This is a genomic window from Erythrobacter sp. SD-21 (assembly GCF_000181515.1).
Taxonomy (GTDB): Bacteria; Pseudomonadota; Alphaproteobacteria; order Sphingomonadales; family Sphingomonadaceae; genus Qipengyuania.
Map to the genome: position 1 here is coordinate 56494 of NZ_ABCG01000008.1, position 22246 is coordinate 78739.

Consider the following 22246-nt stretch of genomic DNA (forward strand, 5'->3'; position numbering starts at 1 on the left):
TGCTCAGAAACTCGTGTGGTGTCCTGCAAACTTCTGAACCAGCAGGGAGCAATCGCAAGCTAACCGATGTCATAAACTGTCCAGCTCCCCGAGCTGCGGAAGCAATCAGAGTTTCTTAAAGTTGAATTTTCCATTCAGGAAAAACAGCAAGGGGCCGTACACAGTTGAGGCTATCAGGCGAGAGATCAGATTATTCGTTCATCGACGGCCTGACGACTAAGCTTAGAATACGTTCCCCGACATCACCATATGTTGTGAGCACCGAGAGGAGCGTTGGCATCTAGCCCCCTTTATGCTCGGGCTTCCCCTTGTGCTTGGTGCTCGCTAAGTCCTCCAACTCGCTTTCGCTCATCGAGTCATACATTTCCCTCGACGCGCCCGGAAGATCGCTTTTTTTTGGTCATTTCCCGTTTTGCACTCAACGCTGCTCCCGCAGCCGCTTGCTGCGCTTTTGACTTGGCTGGCATTGTATTCTCCTTGGCTCTCAACTCCCGACAATAACTCCCCCGTTGGGGTGCAAAACCTGCCCGGACATATAGCTTGCGTCTTCACAAGCCAGGAACAGGAAGGCCGGAGCAACTTCATTGGGCTGGCCAGGACGGCCCATCGGTGTGTTCTTTCCGAAATTATCCATGTCATCGAGTGGCTGTCCACCATATGGGTTGAGCGGTGTCCAGATCGGACCAGGGGCCACCGCATTCACTCGGATTCCATCACCAATTAGATTTTCTGACAAGGACCGGGTGAAAGCGGTGATCGCGCCTTTTGTGGCTGAGTAATCGAGTAGATTGTCCGACCCTTTATACATCGTGACGCTCGTGCAGTTGATTACGGCCCCACCCTTGCCGAGGTGCGGCCTTGCGGCCTGTACTAAGTAGAACATCGAAAAGATGTTTGTTTGAAAGGTACGTCGAAGCTGATCGTCGGTAATTTCTTCAACGCGTTCATCGGGATGCTGTTCACCGGCGTTGTTCACCAAAATATCGAGGCTACCAAACGCATCGATGGTACGGGCAACGACTTCATCGGCAAATCCGTGAAATCCCAAGTCCCCTTGAAGACAGATTGCTTTCTGGCCTTCCTCCTCAACGATCTCTTTGGTCTTTTCGGCGTCTTTGCTTTCCTCGTCGGCAAGGTAGACAATAGCGACGTTGGCCCCCTCCCGCGCGAAAAGAGCAGCGACCGCTCGACCGATACCGCTATCGGCGCCTGTGACGATGGCGACTTTGCCTTTAAGCCGTTCGGATCCTCGGTATCGGGGCCGCCAATCCGGCTTTTCATTCATATCCGCTTCCGAGCCAGGCATACGGGGTTCCTCGGCGATTTCGGGCTGGAAAGTGGCCGGGTCATTCATTTCATGGAGCCTCTTTATCTGCGATTTTTGCTTTGCTCGACATCAAACCCTTAAAACCCCAACAGTATGTAGGAGTTTCTGGACTGGTTTGAACTGTGCAGCCATTGGGGTGAAGCGTTGTCTGTAGCCTCGTGCGCTCATGGTCTATCGCGTATGGACGAAAGGCGTGAATCTCTGACACGAACTGACGGTTCAGATGTGCGCCAAGCCGGTGAAAAGAGACGCAATATGCAGGGAGGCCTTGACGATCTGGCTGCATGGGCGCGCGAAGCCGCCACCAAGGCTGTCGCTGCAAAGGACGACAAGCCAACAAGTCATGACGAGTTGCACAGGGCTATGATGGCTTGTCGAGCTGTTGCTGTGAAATATATCGCGCATCCGTCGGTGGGCGACTACGTTCGTGCAGATCCCGTCAGGTACGAAGGAGAGACCCGCGAGGCTGTCGAGAAGATAGCCTCTTTAACCGATCAGCTAAATAATCTGGAGTAGTGATGGTCGGGAGTGCCGGAGGCCTGACGGGAGGGGGTCGCAATAAGCCTCCGGCTAACAGCTCTGCGAAAGCATCCCTATTAAAACATGCAAGATGAAAACCTGTTCCGGATTCTCGATTATCCGCGGTCGAACCTCTAGCTGGCTGTCTCTCCACACCACACTGCAAGCCTATTGCGTCTCTCACTTGCCGCAAATTTTGTCGGACCATGGCTTGTTATTGGGAGCTATACGGCTCCCCTTGTATCGCAGCTTTAAGGGTATCCCCAAGCAGATCTGCCATTTCATCGATTCCGGCTGAGTTGGAGATACGATCCTGCCTCACCTCTATTTCAATGTAAGGAAGCTTTAGTGGATAAGCATGGCGAGGGACGGTGTAATCGGTTTCATCCATATCGTACGGCTCGTTATCGCCAATGCAATGAGATTGCTTGGCCCATAAAAGCGAGAGGACGCTCAGGGCGAAACCGTCCTCATGGCCGTCATGCAGGATACCTATATCCCACGGGCGCTGCTGTCCTGCCATTGATGGTGTGAAGCTATGGAGGGAAACGAATGTCGTTGGCCGACCACCCGCCTGACGCTCTGAAATTGCCGCACCGATGGCTGCGTGATAAGGCTCAAATATTTCCTCGCGGCGTGCCAGTAATGCGTGTTGATCCAATTGCATATTGCCGGGCACCGTCGTTTCGTCGCTGATTTTGGCCGCCCACTCCGGATCTTCAGGGCTACGATTGCAATCGCAAACCAGCCGGGAGAAATGCTGCCAAAGGAATGGCGCGTCCAGGCGATTGCCCAGTGCCAGCCCAAGCTCCTTGACTCCCAGATCAAGGGCGATGTGCCGTGATCGATCCTTCGTAGACAATCCAAGTCGATCAAGTCGAGCTGGAATGGCACTGCCAGCATGGTCGCCGACGAGCAGGAAAGTGCTTTCGGTGACAGGCACAGAGTTGGCGCGGACCGGATTGCCATCCGAAGCGTTGAGAAGGTTGCCGTAACTCATTGATGCTGAAAGGCCTCCCGCCAAACTCCGTTCCATGCCGACAGTTTCCATCAACCATCTGACACGTTACCGCTACCGCCGCGATGTGTCCTTCGGCGAACATCGCATACTGGTGCGTCCCCGTGAAAGTTACGACCAACGCGTTCTACGGGCGGAACTTGCTATCGACCCCGAACCAACGTCGCTGCGCTGGTTACAGGACGTATTTGGCAATGCTGTAGCCATAGCGCAATTCGACACTAGGGCGGACGAACTGGAAATCAGGTCAACCGCAGAAGTCGAACACCTTCCTAACGGTCCAGACGACATCGCGATCGAGAAATATGCCCAAACGTACCCGTTTACTTATTCGGCCGAGGACATGCCGGATCTCCTGCGTTCGATCGAGCGCCTGTATCCCGATGGGGACCGTGAAATCGACACGTGGGCGCGCGGATTTCTCACGAACGAGAGGACCGACACGCTCAGCCTTCTGCGCTGTATCACGGAAACGATCTATACCGAGTTCGATTACGAGCCACGCTTCGACAAGGGCGTGCAATCGCCGCTAGCGACTTTGTCTCTGCGTAAAGGCACTTGCCGCGATCACGCAGTTCTTATGATGGAAGCCGTAAGGGCTCTGGGATTCGCCGCCCGCTTCGTCTCGGGTTACCTCTATAATCCCCAAAACGAAAACAGGCGGATCGGCGGCCATGCAACGCACGCATGGCTAAGAGTATTCCTACCCGGATCGGGTTGGATAGAATTCGATCCGACCAATGGCATCATCGGAAATCGCGGTCTGATACGTGTCGCAGTTGCGCGCGAGCCTACGCAGGCCGTGCCACTGTCGGGAACGTGGGTCGGACAGAAAGGAAGTCATATCGATATGGATGTTGATGTGCGGATCAAGCAAGTCGATCTGGAAACTAGTCATCCCCGCGCGCCGCATGGAGACAATTCCGAATGTTGATCCGTGCCGGTTACAACCTTCATTTCCAAGCTGAAGCTTCGGTGCCGATGCTCGCTTTGTTGCATGTCAGGCCCGAACGGCAAAAGGATCTCAGAACACCTGAGATATTGGATATCGACCGCAACGTGCAGGTGCAAACGCATATCGACCAGTTCGGCAATGTCTGTAGTCGCTTCACTCTTCCGCCTGGAACGACCAAATTAAGCGCTGATTTCGTGATCGAGGACAGTGGGAAACCGGATCCTGTTTCGCCCGGGGCGAGGCAGGTGCCCATTGAAGAGCTGCCTCACGAAGTTTTACAGTTTCTGTTCAGTTCGCGCTATTGCGAAGTTGACAAATTGGCTGACGAGGCTTGGGAAATAGCCAAGCAGACAGAGCCGGGTTGGGAACGAGCTCAGGCATTGGTGCAAGCGGCGCATGACCGGATTGAATTCGACTACATGAAAGCCAGTACCGAGCACACCGCGAGGTCGGCTTTCGATCAACGCTTTGGAGTGTGTAGGGACTTCGCTCACTTAGCTATTACGCTTTGTAGAGCCGCCAACATTCCGGCTCGTTATTGTACCGGGTATTTGGGTGATATCGGAATAGAACCTGTCGATTATCCAATGGATTTTAGTGCGTGGTTCGAGGCTTATCTGGGTGATCGTTGGTATACTTTTGACGCGCGACACAATCGGCCCAGAATTGCTCGTATCGTGATGGCGCGGGGGCGGGACGCAACCGACACTGCGCTCACAACTCAATTCGGCCCGGCGACGCTGACCGAGTTCCATGTGCATACCGATGAAGTTGCCGATATTGATCTCAGTCGAACGCCAAAAGAAACGGCTCTTCCCCAATTAGCTTCGCCGGTATGTGATTGAAGGTGACTTGGAAGTGCGGGTGCTTTGCTCGCTCCAGCCGTGTCCGGTCTTGAAGTCTTCAAATCGAAAGCGGGCTGTCGCTTGTCGGCCTCATAGACGTCCAACGGCTTTCACCAAGCGCTGTCGGTCTCCAAAGCGCCCTCACTTAAGACGTAGAGAGCTCCGTGCTCCCCGCCTGAAAGCGGCCATCTCCGGAGATAAACTCAGGTCATCGGGCACCGAGCGACAGTCGATACGTTTGAGGGGTGAACCTATCGAAAGTCTCATATGCGGATTGCACAAATTGCCCCCTTGGCAGAGAGCTGCCCGCCCAAACTTTATGGCGGAACGGAACGAGTCGTCCATTTTCTTACCGAAGAACTGGTCGGACAGGGTCATGATGTTACCCTATTCGCTGCGGGTGACTCGCAAACGGCAGCCGATCTGGTGCCTTGCGCACCGAAAGCTTTACGATTGATCGACGGGGCTCAGAACCTGGTGCCGCATCATCTAAGCATGGTCGAGCGGGTCAGGCGCAAACTGGACGAATTCGACATTATCCATTTGCACATCGATCTGTTTCACTATCCGTCGATCCAGACGTGGAACACCCCGACAGTCACGACGCTTCATGGCCGCCTCGATCTGCCTGAGTTGTTCGATTGCTATCAGACCTTCTCGCATGTGCCGTTAGTGTCTATCTCCGATAATCAGCGCCTGCCACTGCCGCCGGTAAACTGGATCGATACCGTGTATCACGGCCTGCCAGCCCAGTTGCTTCCCTATAGCGCCGAAGGCGGCGACTATCTCGTGTTCCTCGGCCGAATATCGCCCGAAAAACGGCCCGATCGCGCTATCGAACTCGCAGTGCGTAGCGGCAAGCCACTGAAGATCGCAGCAAAGATCGATGCTGTCGACCAGGAATACTGGGACACACACATCCGACCATTGGTGGAGGCGCATGACACGATCGAGTATATCGGTGAGGTCGATGAGGCTGAAAAGGCGACGCTTCTGGCCGGGGCGGGCGCTCTACTGTTCCCGATCGATTGGCCCGAACCCTTTGGCCTTGTGATGATCGAGGCGATGTCCTGCGGCACTCCGATCGTCGCTTGGAAGAACGGCTCAGTGCCGGAAGTCATGGACGACATGGTAAGTGGCCGGATCGTCGACAGCATGGACGAAGCAGTTGCCGCTGTAAAAGAAGTTATCGCGATGGACCGAGCGGCAGTCCGGGCGCGCTTCGAGGAGCGTTTTACCGCCGAGCGGATGGCGAAGGACTATGTGAGCATCTACGAAAGGCTAATCACCGAACATCGTACAAAAGGATCGGGCTTTATGCTCAGCGAGGAGGGCGACACTAATTCACCTGCCCGTGCGACCGGCGCCGACCCCGTTATTTTAACAAGAGGTTAGCCCCCCATGGACGAACTATCCATTCAACCGAACCCTATGGCGACGGAGAAGAACGGACAGCATCAGGTCCAATCGGCGAGTTCAATTCAAGATCAAAACTTGCGTGCAGTAAAGCACGGCGACGCTTTCGCACTATTTAACAAGCTTGGCGATATCATCGGAACGGAAAATGCGCCCGAAGGAATCTATTACCGCGATATGCGGCATTTATCGTTCTGGCGTATGACGATATGCGGTATGCATCCAATGATGCTCGGTTCGGCAATCGATGATCGTGTCGATGCCCTGATTGTCGATATGACCAATACCGGGCTGACCAATCGGCAAGGACGGCGTATCGAAGCCGACATCCTGCATATCGGGCGGATCAAGTTCCTTTACCAAGGTAACGCCTTCGAGCGGCTTGTCGTGCGCAATTTCGACGATACGCCGCATCATTTCACGATCGAGCTAACGATCGGTGCGGATTTCCGCGACATGTTCGAGGTGCGCGGGGCAAAGCGCGACAGGCGCGGCGTTCAACATCCACCTCTTTGCAATAGCGATGGGGTGCAATACAGCTATATCGGCCTCGACGATATTCTCCGCAAGACTTCGATATCGTTCGAACCCGCACCCGACATCGTTGAACCGCACCGCATTCGCTTCAATGTCGATCTTTCCCCGGGAGAGCGTAAGGTATTCTACACCCGGATCGCGTTTGGCGATGAAGATGCTGTGGAACCAGCCCGCTCCTATCTTGAAGCCTATCGCGCTCTGAGAAAAGGACGGCGCGAAGCACTCGAATGCCGTCCGAAAATCGGGTCGTCCAACACTATGTTCGATGCCATGATCGCCCGCAGTATCGCGGATGTGACCACGCTGACAACACAGACGCCGCAAGGTCCGGCAGCATATGCCGGTATCCCTTGGTACTGCACATTGTTCGGGCGCGATTCTCTTATCACCGCTTTGCAAAGCCTGTGGTATGATCCTTCGCTTGCTCACGGTACGCTTCTACGGCTGGCAGAATTGCAGGCCCGGACTGACGATCCTGTTGCCGATGCCGAACCGGGCAAGATCCTACACGAAACTCGTCTGAACGAAATGGCGAACACCGGCGAGGTACCGTTTCGCCATTATTACGGCAGCGTGGATTCAACACCCCTGTTCGTATTTCTCGCCGGCGAGTATTTCCGCCGAACCGGAGATCTGCAAACGATCGAACGGCTATGGCCGCATCTCGTAGCGGCGACCGACTGGATCGATAGCTCTGGAGACCGCGACGATGACGGTTTCTTCGAATACGGCCGTCGTAACGAAGACGGACTCCGAAATCAGGGCTGGAAGGACAGCCACGACGCCATTTCGCACGCGGATGGGCGACTGGCCGAGGGGCCGATAGCGTTGGTCGAAATGCAGGCCTATGTGTATGGAGCTTGGCGCGCGATGGGCGAACTGTCCGTCGCTCTCGGCAAAGCGGACGAGGTGAAAGATTGGCGCGCAAAGGCGGCCGATCTCAAACGCCGCTTCTCCGATCGGTTTTTCGATACCGAGCTCGGCTGCTATATTCTCGCGCTCGATGGCGAGAAGAAAGCTTGCCGTGTCGTCTCTTCGAATGCGGGCCACGCGCTTCTGACAGGAATTGCTTCGAGACCACATGCCGAGTGGGTCGCGAAACGTCTTCTCGAACCTGATAGCTTTTCCGGATGGGGTATACGAACGCTGGCGCGGGGCGAGAAGCGGTACAATCCAATGAGCTATCATAACGGCTCGATTTGGCCGCATGACAACGCTTTGATTGTCGCAGGATTTGCTCGGTATGGCCTCCAGCGCGCGGCCAACCAAGTATTCACCGGACTGTTCGAGGCATCCTTTTATTTCGACCAGCAGCGCCTGCCCGAGTTGTTTTGCGGCTTCGAACGCAAGACCGGGCGAGGCCCCACCATGTATCCCGTGGCATGCGCGCCGCAGGCATGGTCGAGCGCGGCTCCCCTCTATCTCATACAGGCCGCGCTGGGTCTCAGCATTAAGGCCCCGCGCGATATCAATTTCGCCACGCCGCAATTGCCCGTTTTTCTGTCCAATGTGTCACTCGATGGGCTTGTCTGCGGCGAGGAGTCGGTCGATCTCGACATTGAGAGAACGGGTCGCGCGAACAGTGTCTTCGTTCACCGGAACGGCGAAAAAGTGCGAGTCTCAATCAAACTTTGAACGCGTCGCAAACATTCGAGAACGCAAGTGCTCACGCTAATGGATTTGTAGATTTAGGCACACACAAGTGCGATAGGATAAGTTCTTTTCCTCTGCGTCTTACTCACCAGTATCTACAGTAGCTCGAATTTCTCGATCCGGAAATTCGGTGCTTGCATGGCACCGATGCAGTTCCAATGCCCCGCTTCCGTGAAAAGTTCGACAACCTCGTGTCCATCTAAGGGTAAATCGGTCGGGCCTGTCCAGTTAACCAGAAGGCAAACGCCATTGCCCGTCATCGATTGACGTGCTCGCGCCGAGGCGTCTCGTATTTCCTGTTCGCTTAAGAAATAGAGCACTTCTGAAAAAACGACGAGATTGAAAAGGCCGGCGGGCCATTCGTTGGGAATTTCACCCTGTCGTAATTCAATGTTCGAGATATCTCGCAACCGCTTTTGCGCAATCGAGAGCGCACAATCCGACACATCAATACCGATGATCCGATCGCAAACCTTTGCAAGTTCCTTTGTCAACACGCCGGTCGCACAACCGATCTCCAAAGCAATGCGGAATCGGCGACAACCGAGCGCGGCGATTGTCTGCGCTCGCTTGCTTCGCTCATAGGAACTCGTCTCGAAGTCCCAAGGATCGGGGTCGGCGGCAAAAAGGGTGTCAAAACGCTCCCTTCGCGGGGTTGCGCGGTCAACCACGGATAAATAGTTCGGGGTGAGTGGCGAAATGGGTGACTAAGGATGCAGGCATTGTGAATCCGTTCGGGTCGTCGATCACTTGTGGATCGGTCTGCGAACGGTAGGCAGCGATTGCTTTGCACTTTAGATCTACCAGACCGGGGGCATGAAAGGTTTGCAGGCCAGTTGGAATGGCACGTTTTCCGAACCGTCCCCATACTGCGAACGACCAAAACGGTACCGATAACCTTCTTGCCACCTCAAGGCCGAGCGCTGCTGCCGTTTCATGATCACAATGGGGATCGCCTCGCCAGGTCGACCATACTACGCTCGCGCTCTGCGCCAGGGAGAACGGAAGGACCCGGAGTAGTTGGCTACGATGGTAACGGCTTTTCCCGTCGGGCAGATGCAGACGCAGTACGTTGACCTCGCCCATAGGTGCGAGAAAACTCAATGCGCGTACGAACTCATTCGAACGAAGGTCAGCCAGTTTCTTTGGGCCGAGTTTGCTAGCATTGGGATGCGATCCTTCTCCATCGGTCAGCAATACGATCGCTATCCGGCGGTTTCTCAGCGCGGCTGCCGCCAATGCCAGTCCGCATCCGAACGTTTCGTCGTCCGGATGGGGCGCGATGATCAGGACCGTTCCATCGGGGGCAAGGGTGTCGATCTCGACTCTGTTCGCCGTTTCTGCAGCGGTAAGGAGGGAGCCGACGGGGTATTGTGGAACGCTCATATCATCTCGACCAATTTACCAGAGAGGAAAAGAGCGCGGCCGGCTTTTTCTCGTTTGGCATCTGGTGCAGCTTGGCAGAGAAAGAGGGACAGATCGCGCTTCATCCTTTCGAAAGGTTCGCCTTCTTGGTGCGCAGCCATTCCAACAGATCGGTCAACAGTTTCCATTGTCTCGCGGCAGGTGGCCTCGGTCACTTCGCGAGCGAGCAAGGCCAAGGTGGCCTTGTCCGGCCCGGCATCGGAACCTTCGATTTCACGCGCGCATCGCACCAGCCACAGCCGGCATGTTTCCAGAGCCGTGGCGCAGGCAACCACGCGCCGTCTCTGGTCAAGATCGTCGGTTCGTCCACGAGCAGTCAGGTGCGCCAGCAGTTTCAGGTAAAGTGCTTCGGCTCCGCCGAGGTGCGCGGCGCAATAGCGCCAGATACCGCCTTCGAAATGCGGTTCGCGAAGATAATCGCCCTTTTGTCCGATATGGCTGTCGGCAGAAAGAACGAGGCCGCGGAAATCGTAACGGCCCGACCGGGTGGCGCGCATTCCGGCCATGGTCCAGCCCGTCGCATCGGACCGCTTGGTAGAGCTGGTGGGCGCGAGAAGCATGTAGGGGCCGCCATCACCGTCCGACACGATTACGATCGCCCGATCGACCAGCCCGAGCCCGGATGCGAAGCGCTTCGCCCCGGACAGGCGAATTTCCTCGCCTACGCAAACCATCGTCAGGGGATTGCCGGGGTCGTCCGCGCCCCATACACCGAACAGAGCCCCGCGGCGAATTTCCCCGAACGTCGCAGCGCGCTGCCTTTCGTCGCCATAAAGCGCGATCAGTTTCACCGCGTTCATATGGCCTTCGAACAGCCGTACGACCGACAGGTTCGCGCGCCCTAGGAATCGCAGAGCGTCGAGAGCAGCGAGACTGCCGCTCGGTTCGGTCCCCCAACCTCGCCCGCCATCGGCAGTGGGAAGACAGGCGGACAGCCAGCCTTCCTTTCGCAAGGTTTCGATATCGGGTGCCAGATCGCCCTCCGGGCTGTCGACGCGCGAGGCTCGTTCGGCGATCGGAATGAGTAGCTCGCCAAAATTAGATGTCTCGAGCAAGTCAGTCATGCGCGAAAGCCAATTCGCGTTCGAAGCTGTGGGCTTTTTCGAGCTCGATAAGGACTCTCGAATAGGGAAGGGGCGCGGGAGCGCTCGCTGCGCGTAGGCTCGCCAAGATTTCGCGGTAATCTCGATGCGGAAACCGGTTCGCCGCGAAAGCCCATTCGCGAAGTAGCGCATACGGGATCAGGGCCGGGTCGCATAACGGATCGTCCTCGGCCGCACGCGATTTCAGACAGGCGCCACAACCTCCTTGCGCTCGACCCAGAAGCCGTGCGGATGTTCGTGTTTCGCAATCGTTCATCATTGCCACTTTCAGTCCTGCCGCGAGTACCGCTTCGCACATAGCGGAATCTTCTCCGATTGGGGGCGTCGGTAATCCGCCGATCCTGCAGTAAGCATCGGATCGGATGGCGAGGCTTGCCCCCGATGCGCGATAGGCGAAGCAATCCGCCGACTTACCGGTCCACGTCCGCCAAAGCTGGTTGCTGGCTTCGAAATAGGCCCGTTCTGCTTCCCCCACTGCAGCGACATGCGTTGGCAAGAGCGCGAGTTCCTGCGCATCAAGGAGAACATCCTCGCATATGAGATCGTATCCTGACGCGATGTGGAACCAGCGCGATTCGATCCAATTCGGCCCGACATAGCTGTCGGCGTCGGTAGTCAACAGCACTCCATCCGGCGCGTACCGCCACGCAATGTCGAGAGCCAAGCGCCTGGCGTGCGGCGCATCACGAATTTCGGGAGCGAAGGAGATTTCGACGATGGCGAACGCCACCAATGCTTTTTGTAACCTCCGACGGATGATCGCAGCCGAAGCGTCCGTGGTATCGTTGACGACGAAAACCAATCCACCACGCATGGGGGAAGATACCATTGCGGTTAGCAAGGCATCCAACGCGCGCGGCAGCAACGCCGCCTCATCTTTCACTGGAACCGCGACGACATAGTCGAGCGGGCCTTCGAAACCTTCGCTGCACCGCAAAGCGGAAGTCCGACCGGCGAATATCGGACCGGCCAGCACTTCCGCGATGTGCGCGGCGAGAGAACCGCTCATTTCAGTTCCATCCCGGGTGTAAGCGCGCTTAGCCTTTTTTCGCTTCGAGGTTGATGCTGCGCTCCGCTAGATCGGTCATGTTCTCGTCCGCATCGTAGATTTCGGACGTGATCGTATCGAGCTTGGTAGCGTGGTCCTTATTGCCGAGCGCTTCGGCGAACGCCTTCGCCGTTCCGAAGCCTGCAATGCCGTAGTGACACATGCGCTGATATTGCGCGACGATCAGCACATCGCGAACGTCCGCGTCTTCGATATCGGCTTCCAGGGCATGCTTGCGGGCTTCTTTGACCAGACCCTCCATGCCCTTGCAGTGCTCCTTTTCGCTTTCACCGCACTCTTTGAGAAGGGACTTGAGCGTCTTCGTATGCTTCTCGATCCCATCCGCTGCCCTACTTAAACGGTCAGTCAGACTTCGATCCTGAGCTGCATCAGCCAGATCGCGAACGACTTTCGTCATCTGATCGTTGGCCGACCACAGATCGGCGAGTTCTTCGGTATAACAGTCGGAAAGATTGGCAGGTGCTGACATCAGAAACTCCATTTCGAGAGGGGCAGATCGTTTCGTCGGGTGACAGTAGAGATACCGATCCAATCTCTCCTCGTTCCGGAAACCATACTTTATCCTCGCGAAAATTGTTGTGTTTGTCCTTGGGTATTGGGCCCAGAGCCTAATCTTTCGCCGTCAGATCCACCAATGCGGTGACGGGAAATTCGCTTTCAACGCGTTTCTCGATCCGGTCCGCGACGGCGGACACTTCTTGCTTGTCGAGGGAGGCCTGCACCTGAACCGAGACCCAGACCGGATTATCTCCCTGCTCGCGCGAGCGGGTGAAGTGAGAATTGACCGTCACGAGCCGGATTTCCGGAGACCGGTCGAGCTCGTTCACCACCAGAGCCGACACCCGCTGCGAAATCGAGGATTGCTGGAATTGCGGGACATTCGAAAACTGCAGAACCAGCAGCACTGCTAGCGCCACCATGCTGCTCGCAACCGAGGCGATCGAAATCCACCCCTTGCCCCGTGGATAGCGCGCGCCTTTCGTTCGCATGCCGTAGATCCGAAAAACCGCACAACCCGCCAGATTTATTCCAACGATCTGGATACCGAGCGCCCACAGGCTGGACACGACAATGTCCATCTGACCGATCGCAAGTCCCATGCCGACAAGTCCGGCGGGCGGTGCCAGTGCGGCCGCTACCAACATGCCGGTGGCAGCCCCACTCACCAGACTGCTGCGTTCTGACTGTACCAGATTGAGAGCGCCCGCCACGCCTGCTGCTAGGGGAAGCAGCAGGGATACGGTCGACCGCATACTGGTTTCGATCATGAGTTCTGTCGCGATTTGCTGATTGAATGCCATACTGAGCAGGAAGGCAGTCGTAATGCTGGCCGCGAGCGCTGCGACATAGCGCAGGAGCGAGCGTCCCAAGAGGTTCGCGTCTCCGCGCGCGGTCGCGATCGCGAGCGTCATCGCCGGCCCCGCGAAGGGGGCGATCAGCATCGCGGCAACGAGAAGGAAAACGCTTTCGGTGAACAGCCCGATCCAGACGATCACGCCGCCGACGACCGCGTATGCGAGGAAGCCCGGCCACGATCCAATGCTCTGCAAGGCGCCGAGAAAGACTTCGAGCGGGCTGCGTGGCTGGATATCCAACATCTGGCTTTCGGGTTCCGAAGTTGGGGGACGCAGCGAAATTATGCCTTGAGGGGCGAATAGCGCGCGCAGATCCTGATTGTCCTCGACCTCGGCAAGAAAGTCTTCGATCCGCCCGTTCGGAGCTTCCAAGATCAGCACCCGCCGCACCTCTTCTTGCTCGCGAGCCTCGAATTGGGCGAACAGGGTCAGTCCATGCGTTTGGGCAGCTGCGACCGTGGCTGCAGCTTCATCAGACGAGACGGTTAAAGCAAGCTGTCGCATTCAGGGTTTGGCCGCCATCCGATGCAACTGGGCCAGAAGCTCGTCAGGCAGAACACCAGCAAAAGCATGCTGCACCTTGTTTAGCAACCCGCTCACTTCTTGCGTTTCGCCCTTCAACAGGGCGTCGTAACCATCCTTCGCCACTTTCGCCGGATCGGCCTTCGCGTCGGATCGGCCAACGTAGGTCTCTTGCATGTCCGCACGTTCGAAGAACTGTGTGTCGGTGAGCCCGGGGAGCAGGCAGGAGACGACTACGTTGCTGTCATTCAACTCATTGCTAAGTCCGACGCAGAAATCGTCAACGAAGGCTTTGGTCGAATTGTAGACGAGATTGAACGGTCCGGGGATGTCGTCCACAATGGAGCCGGTGACCAGAATACGGCCAGAATTGGCAGCGCGCATTTTTCCGCCAATCTTGTGGATCAGCGAGACGGTGCCGGTGATGTTGGTATCGATCGTACGCTTGATCGCCATCCAATCCTGGTTGAAAAACGCGTCGCCTTCGCCTTGGCCTGCATTGGCCATCAGGACATCGACCTGACGGCCAGCGATCTTGTCGATAACCTCGTCGATCCCAGTTTGCGTCGCGAGATCGCTTTCGAGAGTCTCGATATTCCCCGTCCCGGAGGAAATGTCGCGCAAGGCGGAAGCGCCTTCGTCCAGCCCTTGATCAGCGACGAGCAGCAGATCGCAATCGTCCCGCGCGGCCAGTATCGCGAGCTCGAAACCAATACCACTGGATGCGCCGGTAATCACGCAAAAGCCCGATAGCTTATCGATGGGGTTCTTGCTCATGCCGTCTGCCCCTGCTCCATGCCGGGCTTGAGGATGACCTTCGTCCAACTGTCCTGCTTCTCACGGAAGCATTTGTAGCCGCGCGCTGCATCCTCCAGCGGCAAGCGATGGGAAATCAGGAAGGTCGTATCGAGCGTACCGTCCTCGATCTTTTCAAGCAGATCCTTGGTGTAGCGCTGGACATGCGTCTGTCCGCTCCGAACCTGCAGGCCTTTCTCCATCAGCGCGCCAAGCGGGAATTTATCGGTCATTCCCCCATAGACACCGGGGATCGACACTCGCCCACCAGGCCGCACCGCCAAGATCGCCTGCTTCAGGGCACTCGCCCGGTCGGCTCCGATGCCGATCTTCTGCTTGGCAATGTCAATCATGTTGTCGATTGCGAAACCGTGCGATTCCATGCCGACGGCATCGATGACCGCGTCGCAGCCGATCCCACCCGACATCTCCATCAGGGCGTCACGCACGTCCGTCTTGCGGAAATCGATGACTTCCGCTCCCAGCTTCTTCGCCAGTTCGAGTCGGTGGGGGTAGTGATCGATCGCGATCACCTTGCTCGCGCCCATTACGATCGCAGATTGGATCGCGAAAAGTCCAACCGGCCCACAACCCCAGACAGCCACTGTATCGTCGGGCTGGATTTCGGCGTTTTCCGCACCCATCCACCCGGTCGGAAGGATGTCGGAAAGGAACAGGACCTTCTCGTCCTCCAGATGATCGGGAATCACAATCGGCCCGACATCGGAGAAGGGCACGCGGACATATTCCGCCTGCCCGCCCGAATAGCCGCCTGTCAGGTGCGAATAGCCGAACAGCGCCGACATCGGATGGCCGTACAGCGTGGCGGACATATCTTGCTTTTCCACCGGGTTCGAATTTTCGCAGGCGGAATACTGCTTGATCTGGCAGTGGAAACAACCGCCGCAGCTGATCGTGAACGGTACGACGACGCGCTGCCCCTTTTTCAACGTACTTTCGGCCCCTGTTTCGACGACCTCGCCCATGAATTCATGGCCGAGAACATCGCCTGGCACCACGCCGGGGATCACTCCATCGTAGAGATGCAAGTCGCTGCCGCAGATCGCGGTAGAGGTTATCTTGAGGATCGCGTCGCGCGGGTTGATGATTTCGGGATCGTCGACAGTATCGACGCGAACATCGTGGGTTCCGTGCCAGGTAAGCGCTCTCATCGTCCGGTCTCCTGCTGCTTGGCTCGGCGGGTAGCGTCTTCGGTGTGAGCCGAGGTGGCAATTTCGCCCGTTTCCATCAGCATCTTGAATCGCTTGAGGTCGTGACGCGCCTGCACTTCGGGTTCGCGCTGAAACAGTTTCGCAATCGCGCGTCCCAGTTCGCCCGCAGGGGGATTGTAGAACATCACGAGAGACACCCGGGTACCGCGATCGCCAGGCGCATCGGTGAAAGTGACCTCACCGTTTGTCTCGATGTCGGAGCCTTCCAACGATCGCCACGCGATAGTCTCGTTGGCGACGTCCTGAACAACTTCGGTCCGCACCTCGACCGTTTGACCGGCCGGAGCTTTGATCGTCCAGATATGCGCGTCGCCGTCTTTCCTGATCGTCTGTAGATTCTCCATAAAGCGTGCGAGATTGCCGAAGTCCTTCCAGTACTCGTAGAGTTCGGCACGAGGCTTGCGGATGGTAACGGTCCGGCCAACAATCGGATTGTCGGTTCCAGGTCGCTTGCGCGTATAGAGCGGTGCGTTGTCGTCACCGTCCTTATGGCGCTGGGCGAGAAAGCTTGCGAAGGCTGCACCTCCGGCGGCCAGGGCAATCCCTGCTACCGCTCCGGCCAGCCCGGGTGTCTTACGATCTGCCATGATCTTTTGATCCTTTCGTCGTTAGTCCTGCTTTACGCTTTCGCGATCCCAGAAACGCAGCTTCCCGCATTTCTCGATAAAGTCGCTCGCTGCATCTTTGCCGGAGGAGACATCAACGAAACCGTCATCCATCCAGTTCCAGACGCCTGCAGTCTCGAAGAGTGGTTTGACGGCGGGGACGTAGGCGACGAACTTCGCGTGGGCGAAGGCGTCGTTGACGAAGTCGACGCTGGGTTTGTCGGTGTTGTAGCGCTTGGCCGAAGCTTCGCTCATAATTACTGCGACTGCGTCGTACACGACAGAGGGACCGCCATCGATCTTCTCGTCGGCTTCCATCATGGTGCCGTCGGACAGCTTGGCGCCAGCGACATGAGGTGCGACGATCTCGACCATTCCGCCTGCGTTCTGCGCGTTATCCTTCAGCGCCTTGACCACATCCGCATCAGCGCCCTCGGCGATATAGATGCCGAGCTTGCGTCCCTTGAAGCTGCCGGGGCCGTTCTTGACGATCGACAGCGCCGGGCTTTCGGCAAGGTCGGTGATCGGTTCGCGCGCCGCCGGGACTTTTCCGGGCAGTTCGGGAAGGCCGATCCCGTCGGCGACCTCTTGCGCGAGGGCTTCGTCGATATGGCGCAGATGGCCGATCATCCGTTTGCGAATGCTCATGCGGCCCACCTTCGACAGTTCGAAAGTCAGCGCGTTGGCCATGTGTGTCTGCTCGACAGGAGTCTGCGAGACATAGAATTGGCGTGCCTGGCTGTAGTGATCGGCAAAGGTTTCGCTGCGCACGCGCAATTTGGGACCTTCGACCGGAGCTTCGTAGCTCTGGAACCCCCTCATCGGACAAGCTCGGGGGCCGCGATCTTCCTCGGCACCGTCACCGTCGCCCCAGCTGTTGGGCTCGTAATTCACGCGGCCCTTGGGGTTGGTCATAGCCATGTGGCCATCCTGCTGAAAGTGACGCACCGGGCACTTGGGCGCATTGATCGGCAGATGCGTGAAATTGGGGCCGCCCAACCGCTTCAGTTGCGTGTCGAGATAGCTGAAATTGCGCCCTTGCAGCAGCGGATCGTCCGAATGGTCGATACCGGGCACGAGGTTCTGCGTGCAGAAGGCGACCTGTTCGGTCTCGGCGAAGAAATTGTCGACATTTGCGTCAAGCGTAAGTGTGCCGATGATTTCAACCGGCACCTGCTCTTCGGGAATGATCTTTGTCGCGTCGAGCACGTCAAATTCGAACTGATCGGCGAATTCCTCGTAGAATACCTGGATGCCTAAGTCCCACTGCGGGAAGTCGCCTGCGTCGATCGCATCCCACATATCGCGGCGATGGAAGTCGGGGTCCATCCCGTTGACCTTGAGCGCCTCGTTCCAGATCACCGACTGGAGACCCAGCTTCGGTTTCCAGTGGAACTTGACGAAATGGCTCCGACCCTTCTCGTTCACCAGCCGGAAGGTGTGGACGCCGAAGCCTTCCATGAACCGGAAGGAACGAGGGATCGTGCGGTCCGACATGATCCACATGACCATGTTCATCGCCTCCGGGCTCAAGCTAATGAAATCCCAGAAATTGTCATGCGCGGTCTGCGCCTGCGGGAACCCGCGGTCGGGCGCGGGCTTGGCGGCGTGGATCAGGTCGGGGAATTTGATTGCGTCCTGGATGAAGAAGACCGGGATGTTGTTGCCGACGAGGTCCCAGTTGCCCTCCTGGGTGTAAAACTTGGTCGCGAACCCGCGCACGTCGCGCGCTAGATCGGGAGAACCTTTGTTGCCTGCCACGGTCGAGAAGCGCGTGAAGGTAGGCACTTTGACGCCTTCTTCATTGAAGATGCGCGCGCGAGAATATTGCGGAATGGCTTTTTTCAGCTCGAAATGGCCGTGCACACCATAACCCCGGGCATGAACCACGCGTTCGGGAATACGCTCGTGATCGAAGTGGAAGATCTTTTCACGCGCAATCTGGTCTTCGAGCAGCTGCGGTCCCCGCGGACCGGCAGTAAGCCAGTTCTGATCGTCCGCAATCGGATGACCCTGCGCAGTGGTCATCACGTCTTCATCGCTTCTCGGCCTTTGATGATTGGCTCCGCCTTTGGAGAGCTCGAATTCTTTAGGCATGACTGGTTTCCTTTCGATCCTGTCATTCGAAGCTCTGGTAGAGGTCGATGTTCCCTGATCGAACAAAGGTTAGTCGAAAGGCGCAAAGGGGACGGGGCGTCTTGAAGCAGCAAAAGAAATGAACTTCATCGGCTCGGGGAAATGATCAGCCAAAGGTGGTCCGGTTCTTCAATATCGGAGGGCTCCGGCTGCACACATACGACCGGTATAGGGCAAGGTGGCCGCTATTCGCGCTATAATGAAAGTCCGCTTTCGGGTTCGCCAATGAAGAGGGTATTTGACCGATTAGAGGGCGCAAAGCGGACTAAAGCTAGATCGTCCTTTCGTACCAGACAGAAGCGACGCCGTCCTCATCGCACGCCCATAGGCATTCGCAATGCTGGTAACACTTCACTCCCCTCTTCGGTGCTATCGCAGGCAGGCGAAACAGCTCGTCTGGTAGAGCATCCCGCTGCGAAGGAGATGCTGCGCAGAAGTGTTCACTTGGGCATCTCATCCTATCATCCTTTGCAACTCCACCAGTCCGGCCAAGCGACTTTGCGCGGAGCTCGTGTCGCGATCCACACTTCCTTTTGTTCCGCGATCGAGAGTTGCCGGTCCCCGAGCCGATCAAGCGCGTTTTCGACGATCCATGGATTGAGTTCCCACCTCACCCGGTCCTCGTCGGTCGGATATTTCTTAATGGCAATTCCGAGCGGTTCGAGAATGGAGTCCACGCGGAGTCCGACCATCTTAAAGATGATGATGACCTCGAGCATTTCGTGATCCTCGCCGCGGGTCGATCGCGCCTTCTCGATTGCTTCGAGAGATGATCGCGCAGCCGCGCTGTCTCCAGCGAGCCCTTCTGCGTAAGTTGAAGAAGAAAGGCTTCGGCCGCAGTGACGCGCCGCTTGCGGCTATCCTCTTTGATGGTCACAATCTGGCCGAGCACCGTATCGTGCAGGATCTGGCGGTGGCGAGAGGCGTTCTTGCCGCATGAGGGTCAAGGTCAGTCTTTGTTCGAAGTTCACCAACAGATCCTCGGCCGAGTTGCTTTTGAGGCCTTGGCGCACCATGCTTCTTTCTAGCTTTCGTTGACCGGTGATGACGCTCTGAAATCCCTCGACCTGTCCAGCTAGGACTTGGGATGGTGAAGTCGAAAGACTGCAACTGCGGCGGTTCATCAGCCTGTCTCCTGACGACAAGATCGTCGTGGGCTCTCAATTCATGGCTGCGTTCACAGCTCCTAGCAAATCTTTTCCCGCCACCGGTTTCGCAAACATCACGCTCTTGGATATGTTCTGTTTCTTCCAGTCGGAATTGCTATCGCCAGAAACAAAGATGATAGGCAGTTCACCAATCAATTCGCGTGAACGCCTAGCAATATCCCAGCCATCAGGGCCCCTCCCGAGATTTATGTCGGTCAAAAGCACATCTATCCGAACCTCGCTGTCTGCCATTATCTCGTATGCCTCCAGCGCATCCACCGCTTCCAACGCGTGAAAGTCTGCTTCCTCAAAAAATGTCGACGAGATCCATGCGAATTAACGCCTCGTCTTCGACGATAAGAATCGTGAATTGGTCGGTCACCCGCGGTCCTCCTCGGGATTCTACATCATTTGATAAAAGCCAGGGGGTGGGGGACGTTCCGGTGAAATGCGGGCTTGTCCCGTAGTGTGACATTCTGGCACTTGCGTGAGAATTTAGAATTCACCTGCGCTCATGATAGCCTCCGCTCATGAGACGGGGCGAATCAGAACTTGAGATGGTGCAGCGACATGTGTCGCTTGGCCAAAGGCTGATCAGAAGACAGCGTGAGCTAGTCTGCGAAAATAAAAATGTCAGCCTATCGGGTTGGCCCGCGATACTCTTGATCAGTTAAAAACAACCCAGCGAATGCACGAAAGGCATCTTCAGCAGCTTGAGAGAGAATGAGGCCATGCCGTTGGCATGCGACCCTCAACGCTTTTCTCGGGACCAGTGTTCTTCACCAGCTCACAATTCATGTCCGCGTGCCACCCATCTTACGACGCTTTCACCGAGCTAGTGATGTGCCAGAAGCGGGCTGGCAGCTAACGACCCGAAAGCAGACGTCCGCATAAACCGCTGCGAAGCGCGCGCTTTGAAAACCATGTTGCTACGGTTGCAAGTGGATCAGAGACTTGAACCCGCGGCACGCGGTGTATGATTGCAAATGAAAGGGCAGATGGACGCGTCCCATCGAAAGCGGCGGAAACGCTCGCGTCAAACCTGACTTCCTAGCCCTATTTGCCACGCACCGCGATTTGCTGCAATGTTTGGCAAACAAGGGGGTAGCCGTGAGTATACTCAAGTTTGCCGCATTGGCCTTCGCATCGATAATCGCCGCTCCTTCGGTCGTGGAAGCCCAAATCAGGATCACGAACGTCTCGGTTCTCGATGTCGAGAACGGAGAATTTTTACCTAACCGCACAGTTATGATTGTGGACGGCATGATCGCGGCTGTCGCGCCATCCGATGAGGAACCGCCAGGTGCGGACGCACAGCTTATTGATGGGACCGGCAAATTTCTGATACCGGGTCTCATCGATATGCATGTGCATACCGACCGTTCGGCACTGCCGCTGTTTTTGGAACACGGCGTCACTACAGTCCGCGATATGGGCACCCATTTTGCGCCGTTGGAGGCCGGATCTGGCGGTCAGTTGCAATTGCGTTCCGACGTGGCCCGCGGTATCGTCGCAGGCCCCGAATTGTTCCTCTCATTGCGCATTCTCGATGGAATTGAGCGCGACCGCTGGCTAATGCATTTTGCCCATGCCGACACCCCCGAAGAAGGAGCAGCACTGGTCGATCAGGTCGCCGATGCGGGCGGAGATTTCATTAAAATCTACACTGACCTCGACCCCGATGTGTTTCACGCGATTGCCACGAGAGCGCGCGCGAGAAATTTGCCGATGGTCGGTCATGTGCCCGGACGTGTAGGCTATGCACAAGCGGCAGAAATGGACTTGGCCACCGCCGAGCACCTGCGCGGGTTCTTCATCGATGCATCCAGCGAGGAAGACCGCTGGCGCGACATGTACGAATTGGCGGCACTAAGCGGAGACGCTTCACAAACCTACGCCTTGGCCAACGGTCGCCTGTTGGAGATTGCGGCAACCTACGACCACGAAAAGGCAGCGGCATTATTCAGTCTGCTCCGGGACAACGAGGTTGGCATCGTTCCAACTCTCGTGGTGCTGGACGATCCCCGCTGGCGATATCCCTCCGCTCAACCGGACCCGGCCCTGGTGGCGCGGTTGAGCGAGATTTATAGTAATATCGTCACGCCATCCGACGACCCGAGAGGGCCTTTTGCGACCGTGACCGACGGGCTCGCGGCTCATCTCCGCCAGCGCCAATTGGTTGGCGATATGCACCGCGCGGGCGTCGCGATCCTAGTCGGGACTGATGCATCAAATCCGTTCGTCCTGCCCGGTATCTCGCTGCACGAGGAGCTGGCACAGCTGGTGCGTGCCGGTTTGACAAATGCGGAAGTGTTGCGGGCGGCGACTATTACCAATGCGCGGTATCTGGACGCTGATAACCGCATCGGCTCGATCGCAGTCGGCAAGGAAGCTGACCTCGTGTTGCTGCGCAACAACCCGTTAGTCGACATTGCAGCCACAAGAGACATCGATGCCGTATTGTTCGATGGTGAGGTCGTCCAATTCGAGAGTGATGGTGCGCAAGGCGGTCAGAGCGCTCCGCAGTAGCATGGCGCTCGCCGACAGTTCGAATAATTTGGTAGCGGAGGAGGGACTCGAACCCCT

Annotated in this window: 23 protein-coding genes; 7 read left to right on the forward strand and 16 right to left on the reverse strand. The window is 56.8% G+C overall.

The annotated features are described in order from the left end of the window. Window positions 1-280: 280 nt before the first annotated feature. Genes ED21_RS16010 through ED21_RS12470 form a run of 3 tightly spaced genes read right to left on the reverse strand, consistent with a single transcriptional unit; the run spans window position 281 to window position 1354 of the window. The gene (locus ED21_RS16010; RefSeq protein WP_369766014.1) at window positions 281-364 is read right to left on the reverse strand and encodes a DUF3008 family protein; all 84 of its coding nucleotides are present in this window, start codon (window positions 362-364) and stop codon (window positions 281-283) included. After that, a complete protein-coding gene (locus tag ED21_RS16015; protein WP_369765983.1) occupies window positions 357-467 on the reverse strand; it encodes a DUF3008 family protein in 111 nt (36 codons plus the stop codon). The genes ED21_RS16010 and ED21_RS16015 overlap by 8 nt, the downstream gene beginning before the upstream one ends. A 17-nt stretch (window positions 468-484) precedes the next feature. Next, window positions 485-1354 carry an SDR family oxidoreductase gene (locus tag ED21_RS12470; RefSeq protein WP_006834275.1) on the reverse strand — a complete coding sequence of 290 codons (870 nt, stop codon included), beginning with the start codon at window positions 1352-1354 and terminating at the stop codon, window positions 485-487. A gap of 228 nt (window positions 1355-1582) precedes the next feature. On the opposite strand from ED21_RS12470, the gene ED21_RS12475 reads away from it, so the two are divergent. Continuing rightward, the gene (locus ED21_RS12475) at window positions 1583-1843 is read left to right on the forward strand and encodes a hypothetical protein (protein ID WP_006834276.1); all 261 of its coding nucleotides are present in this window, start codon (window positions 1583-1585) and stop codon (window positions 1841-1843) included. Window positions 1844-2060: 217 nt separating this feature from the next. Here ED21_RS12475 and ED21_RS12480 read toward each other — a convergent pair whose 3' ends face one another. Further along, the gene (locus ED21_RS12480) at window positions 2061-2846 is read right to left on the reverse strand and encodes an N-formylglutamate amidohydrolase (protein WP_198005860.1); all 786 of its coding nucleotides are present in this window, start codon (window positions 2844-2846) and stop codon (window positions 2061-2063) included. A gap of 34 nt (window positions 2847-2880) precedes the next feature. Between ED21_RS12480 and ED21_RS12485 the strand changes: the two genes are divergently transcribed. From ED21_RS12485 to ED21_RS12500, 4 genes are all read left to right on the forward strand, one after another. After that, window positions 2881-3798, forward strand: coding sequence for a transglutaminase family protein (locus ED21_RS12485; protein ID WP_006834279.1), 918 nt, complete (start codon window positions 2881-2883; stop codon window positions 3796-3798). Next, window positions 3792-4664, forward strand: a complete 873-nt coding sequence (locus tag ED21_RS12490; protein WP_006834280.1) for a transglutaminase family protein — start codon at window positions 3792-3794, stop codon at window positions 4662-4664. Before ED21_RS12485 ends, ED21_RS12490 begins: the two co-directional genes overlap by 7 nt. A 267-nt stretch (window positions 4665-4931) precedes the next feature. After that, a complete protein-coding gene (locus ED21_RS12495; protein WP_050784775.1) occupies window positions 4932-6059 on the forward strand; it encodes a glycosyltransferase family 4 protein in 1128 nt (375 codons plus the stop codon). Between the two features lie 6 nt (window positions 6060-6065). Further along, a complete protein-coding gene (locus ED21_RS12500) occupies window positions 6066-8252 on the forward strand; it encodes an amylo-alpha-1,6-glucosidase (protein ID WP_156787468.1) in 2187 nt (728 codons plus the stop codon). Between the two features lie 113 nt (window positions 8253-8365). Here the strand turns inward: ED21_RS12500 and ED21_RS12505 are convergent, their stop codons facing one another. The 11 genes from ED21_RS12505 to ED21_RS14850 all read right to left on the reverse strand — a co-directional run bounded on the left by ED21_RS12505 (window position 8366) and on the right by ED21_RS14850 (window position 19231). Beyond that, the gene (locus ED21_RS12505) at window positions 8366-8941 is read right to left on the reverse strand and encodes a class I SAM-dependent methyltransferase (RefSeq protein ID WP_006834283.1); all 576 of its coding nucleotides are present in this window, start codon (window positions 8939-8941) and stop codon (window positions 8366-8368) included. Next, the gene (locus ED21_RS15230; RefSeq protein ID WP_083800458.1) at window positions 8934-9656 is read right to left on the reverse strand and encodes a PIG-L deacetylase family protein; all 723 of its coding nucleotides are present in this window, start codon (window positions 9654-9656) and stop codon (window positions 8934-8936) included. The genes ED21_RS12505 and ED21_RS15230 overlap by 8 nt, the downstream gene beginning before the upstream one ends. Continuing rightward, window positions 9653-10759 (reverse strand): acyl-CoA dehydrogenase family protein, encoded by a 1107-nt coding sequence (locus tag ED21_RS12510; RefSeq protein WP_006834284.1) that lies wholly within the window; start codon window positions 10757-10759, stop codon window positions 9653-9655. Before ED21_RS12510 ends, ED21_RS15230 begins: the two co-directional genes overlap by 4 nt. After that, complete coding sequence (locus tag ED21_RS12515; protein WP_006834285.1) at window positions 10752-11807, reverse strand: glycosyltransferase family 2 protein; 1056 nt, start codon at window positions 11805-11807, stop codon at window positions 10752-10754. The genes ED21_RS12510 and ED21_RS12515 overlap by 8 nt, the downstream gene beginning before the upstream one ends. 28 nt (window positions 11808-11835) lie before the next feature. Beyond that, window positions 11836-12336, reverse strand: a complete 501-nt coding sequence (locus ED21_RS12520; protein WP_034922688.1) for a ferritin-like domain-containing protein — start codon at window positions 12334-12336, stop codon at window positions 11836-11838. Between the two features lie 139 nt (window positions 12337-12475). Beyond that, window positions 12476-13726 (reverse strand): DUF389 domain-containing protein, encoded by a 1251-nt coding sequence (locus ED21_RS12525; RefSeq protein ID WP_006834287.1) that lies wholly within the window; start codon window positions 13724-13726, stop codon window positions 12476-12478. After that, complete coding sequence (locus ED21_RS12530) at window positions 13727-14521, reverse strand: SDR family oxidoreductase (protein ID WP_006834288.1); 795 nt, start codon at window positions 14519-14521, stop codon at window positions 13727-13729. Further along, complete coding sequence (locus ED21_RS12535; RefSeq protein ID WP_006834289.1) at window positions 14518-15711, reverse strand: zinc-dependent alcohol dehydrogenase; 1194 nt, start codon at window positions 15709-15711, stop codon at window positions 14518-14520. The genes ED21_RS12530 and ED21_RS12535 overlap by 4 nt, the downstream gene beginning before the upstream one ends. Next, a complete protein-coding gene (locus tag ED21_RS12540; RefSeq protein WP_006834290.1) occupies window positions 15708-16358 on the reverse strand; it encodes an SRPBCC family protein in 651 nt (216 codons plus the stop codon). The genes ED21_RS12535 and ED21_RS12540 overlap by 4 nt, the downstream gene beginning before the upstream one ends. A 21-nt stretch (window positions 16359-16379) precedes the next feature. Beyond that, window positions 16380-18473 (reverse strand): catalase, encoded by a 2094-nt coding sequence (locus tag ED21_RS12545; protein ID WP_006834291.1) that lies wholly within the window; start codon window positions 18471-18473, stop codon window positions 16380-16382. Window positions 18474-18973: 500 nt separating this feature from the next. Beyond that, entirely contained in the window at window positions 18974-19231 is a 258-nt protein-coding gene (locus tag ED21_RS14850) for a hypothetical protein (protein WP_006834292.1), read from the reverse strand. Window positions 19232-19281: 50 nt separating this feature from the next. On the opposite strand from ED21_RS14850, the gene ED21_RS15505 reads away from it, so the two are divergent. After that, the gene (locus ED21_RS15505; RefSeq protein ID WP_006834293.1) at window positions 19282-19452 is read left to right on the forward strand and encodes a hypothetical protein; all 171 of its coding nucleotides are present in this window, start codon (window positions 19282-19284) and stop codon (window positions 19450-19452) included. A 220-nt stretch (window positions 19453-19672) separates the two neighbouring features. On the opposite strand, the gene ED21_RS12555 is transcribed toward ED21_RS15505, so the two are convergent. Beyond that, window positions 19673-19987 (reverse strand): response regulator, encoded by a 315-nt coding sequence (locus ED21_RS12555; protein ID WP_083800459.1) that lies wholly within the window; start codon window positions 19985-19987, stop codon window positions 19673-19675. A 783-nt stretch (window positions 19988-20770) separates the two neighbouring features. Between ED21_RS12555 and ED21_RS12560 the strand changes: the two genes are divergently transcribed. Beyond that, complete coding sequence (locus ED21_RS12560; protein ID WP_034922655.1) at window positions 20771-22189, forward strand: amidohydrolase family protein; 1419 nt, start codon at window positions 20771-20773, stop codon at window positions 22187-22189. The last annotated feature ends 57 nt before the right edge of the window (window positions 22190-22246 follow it).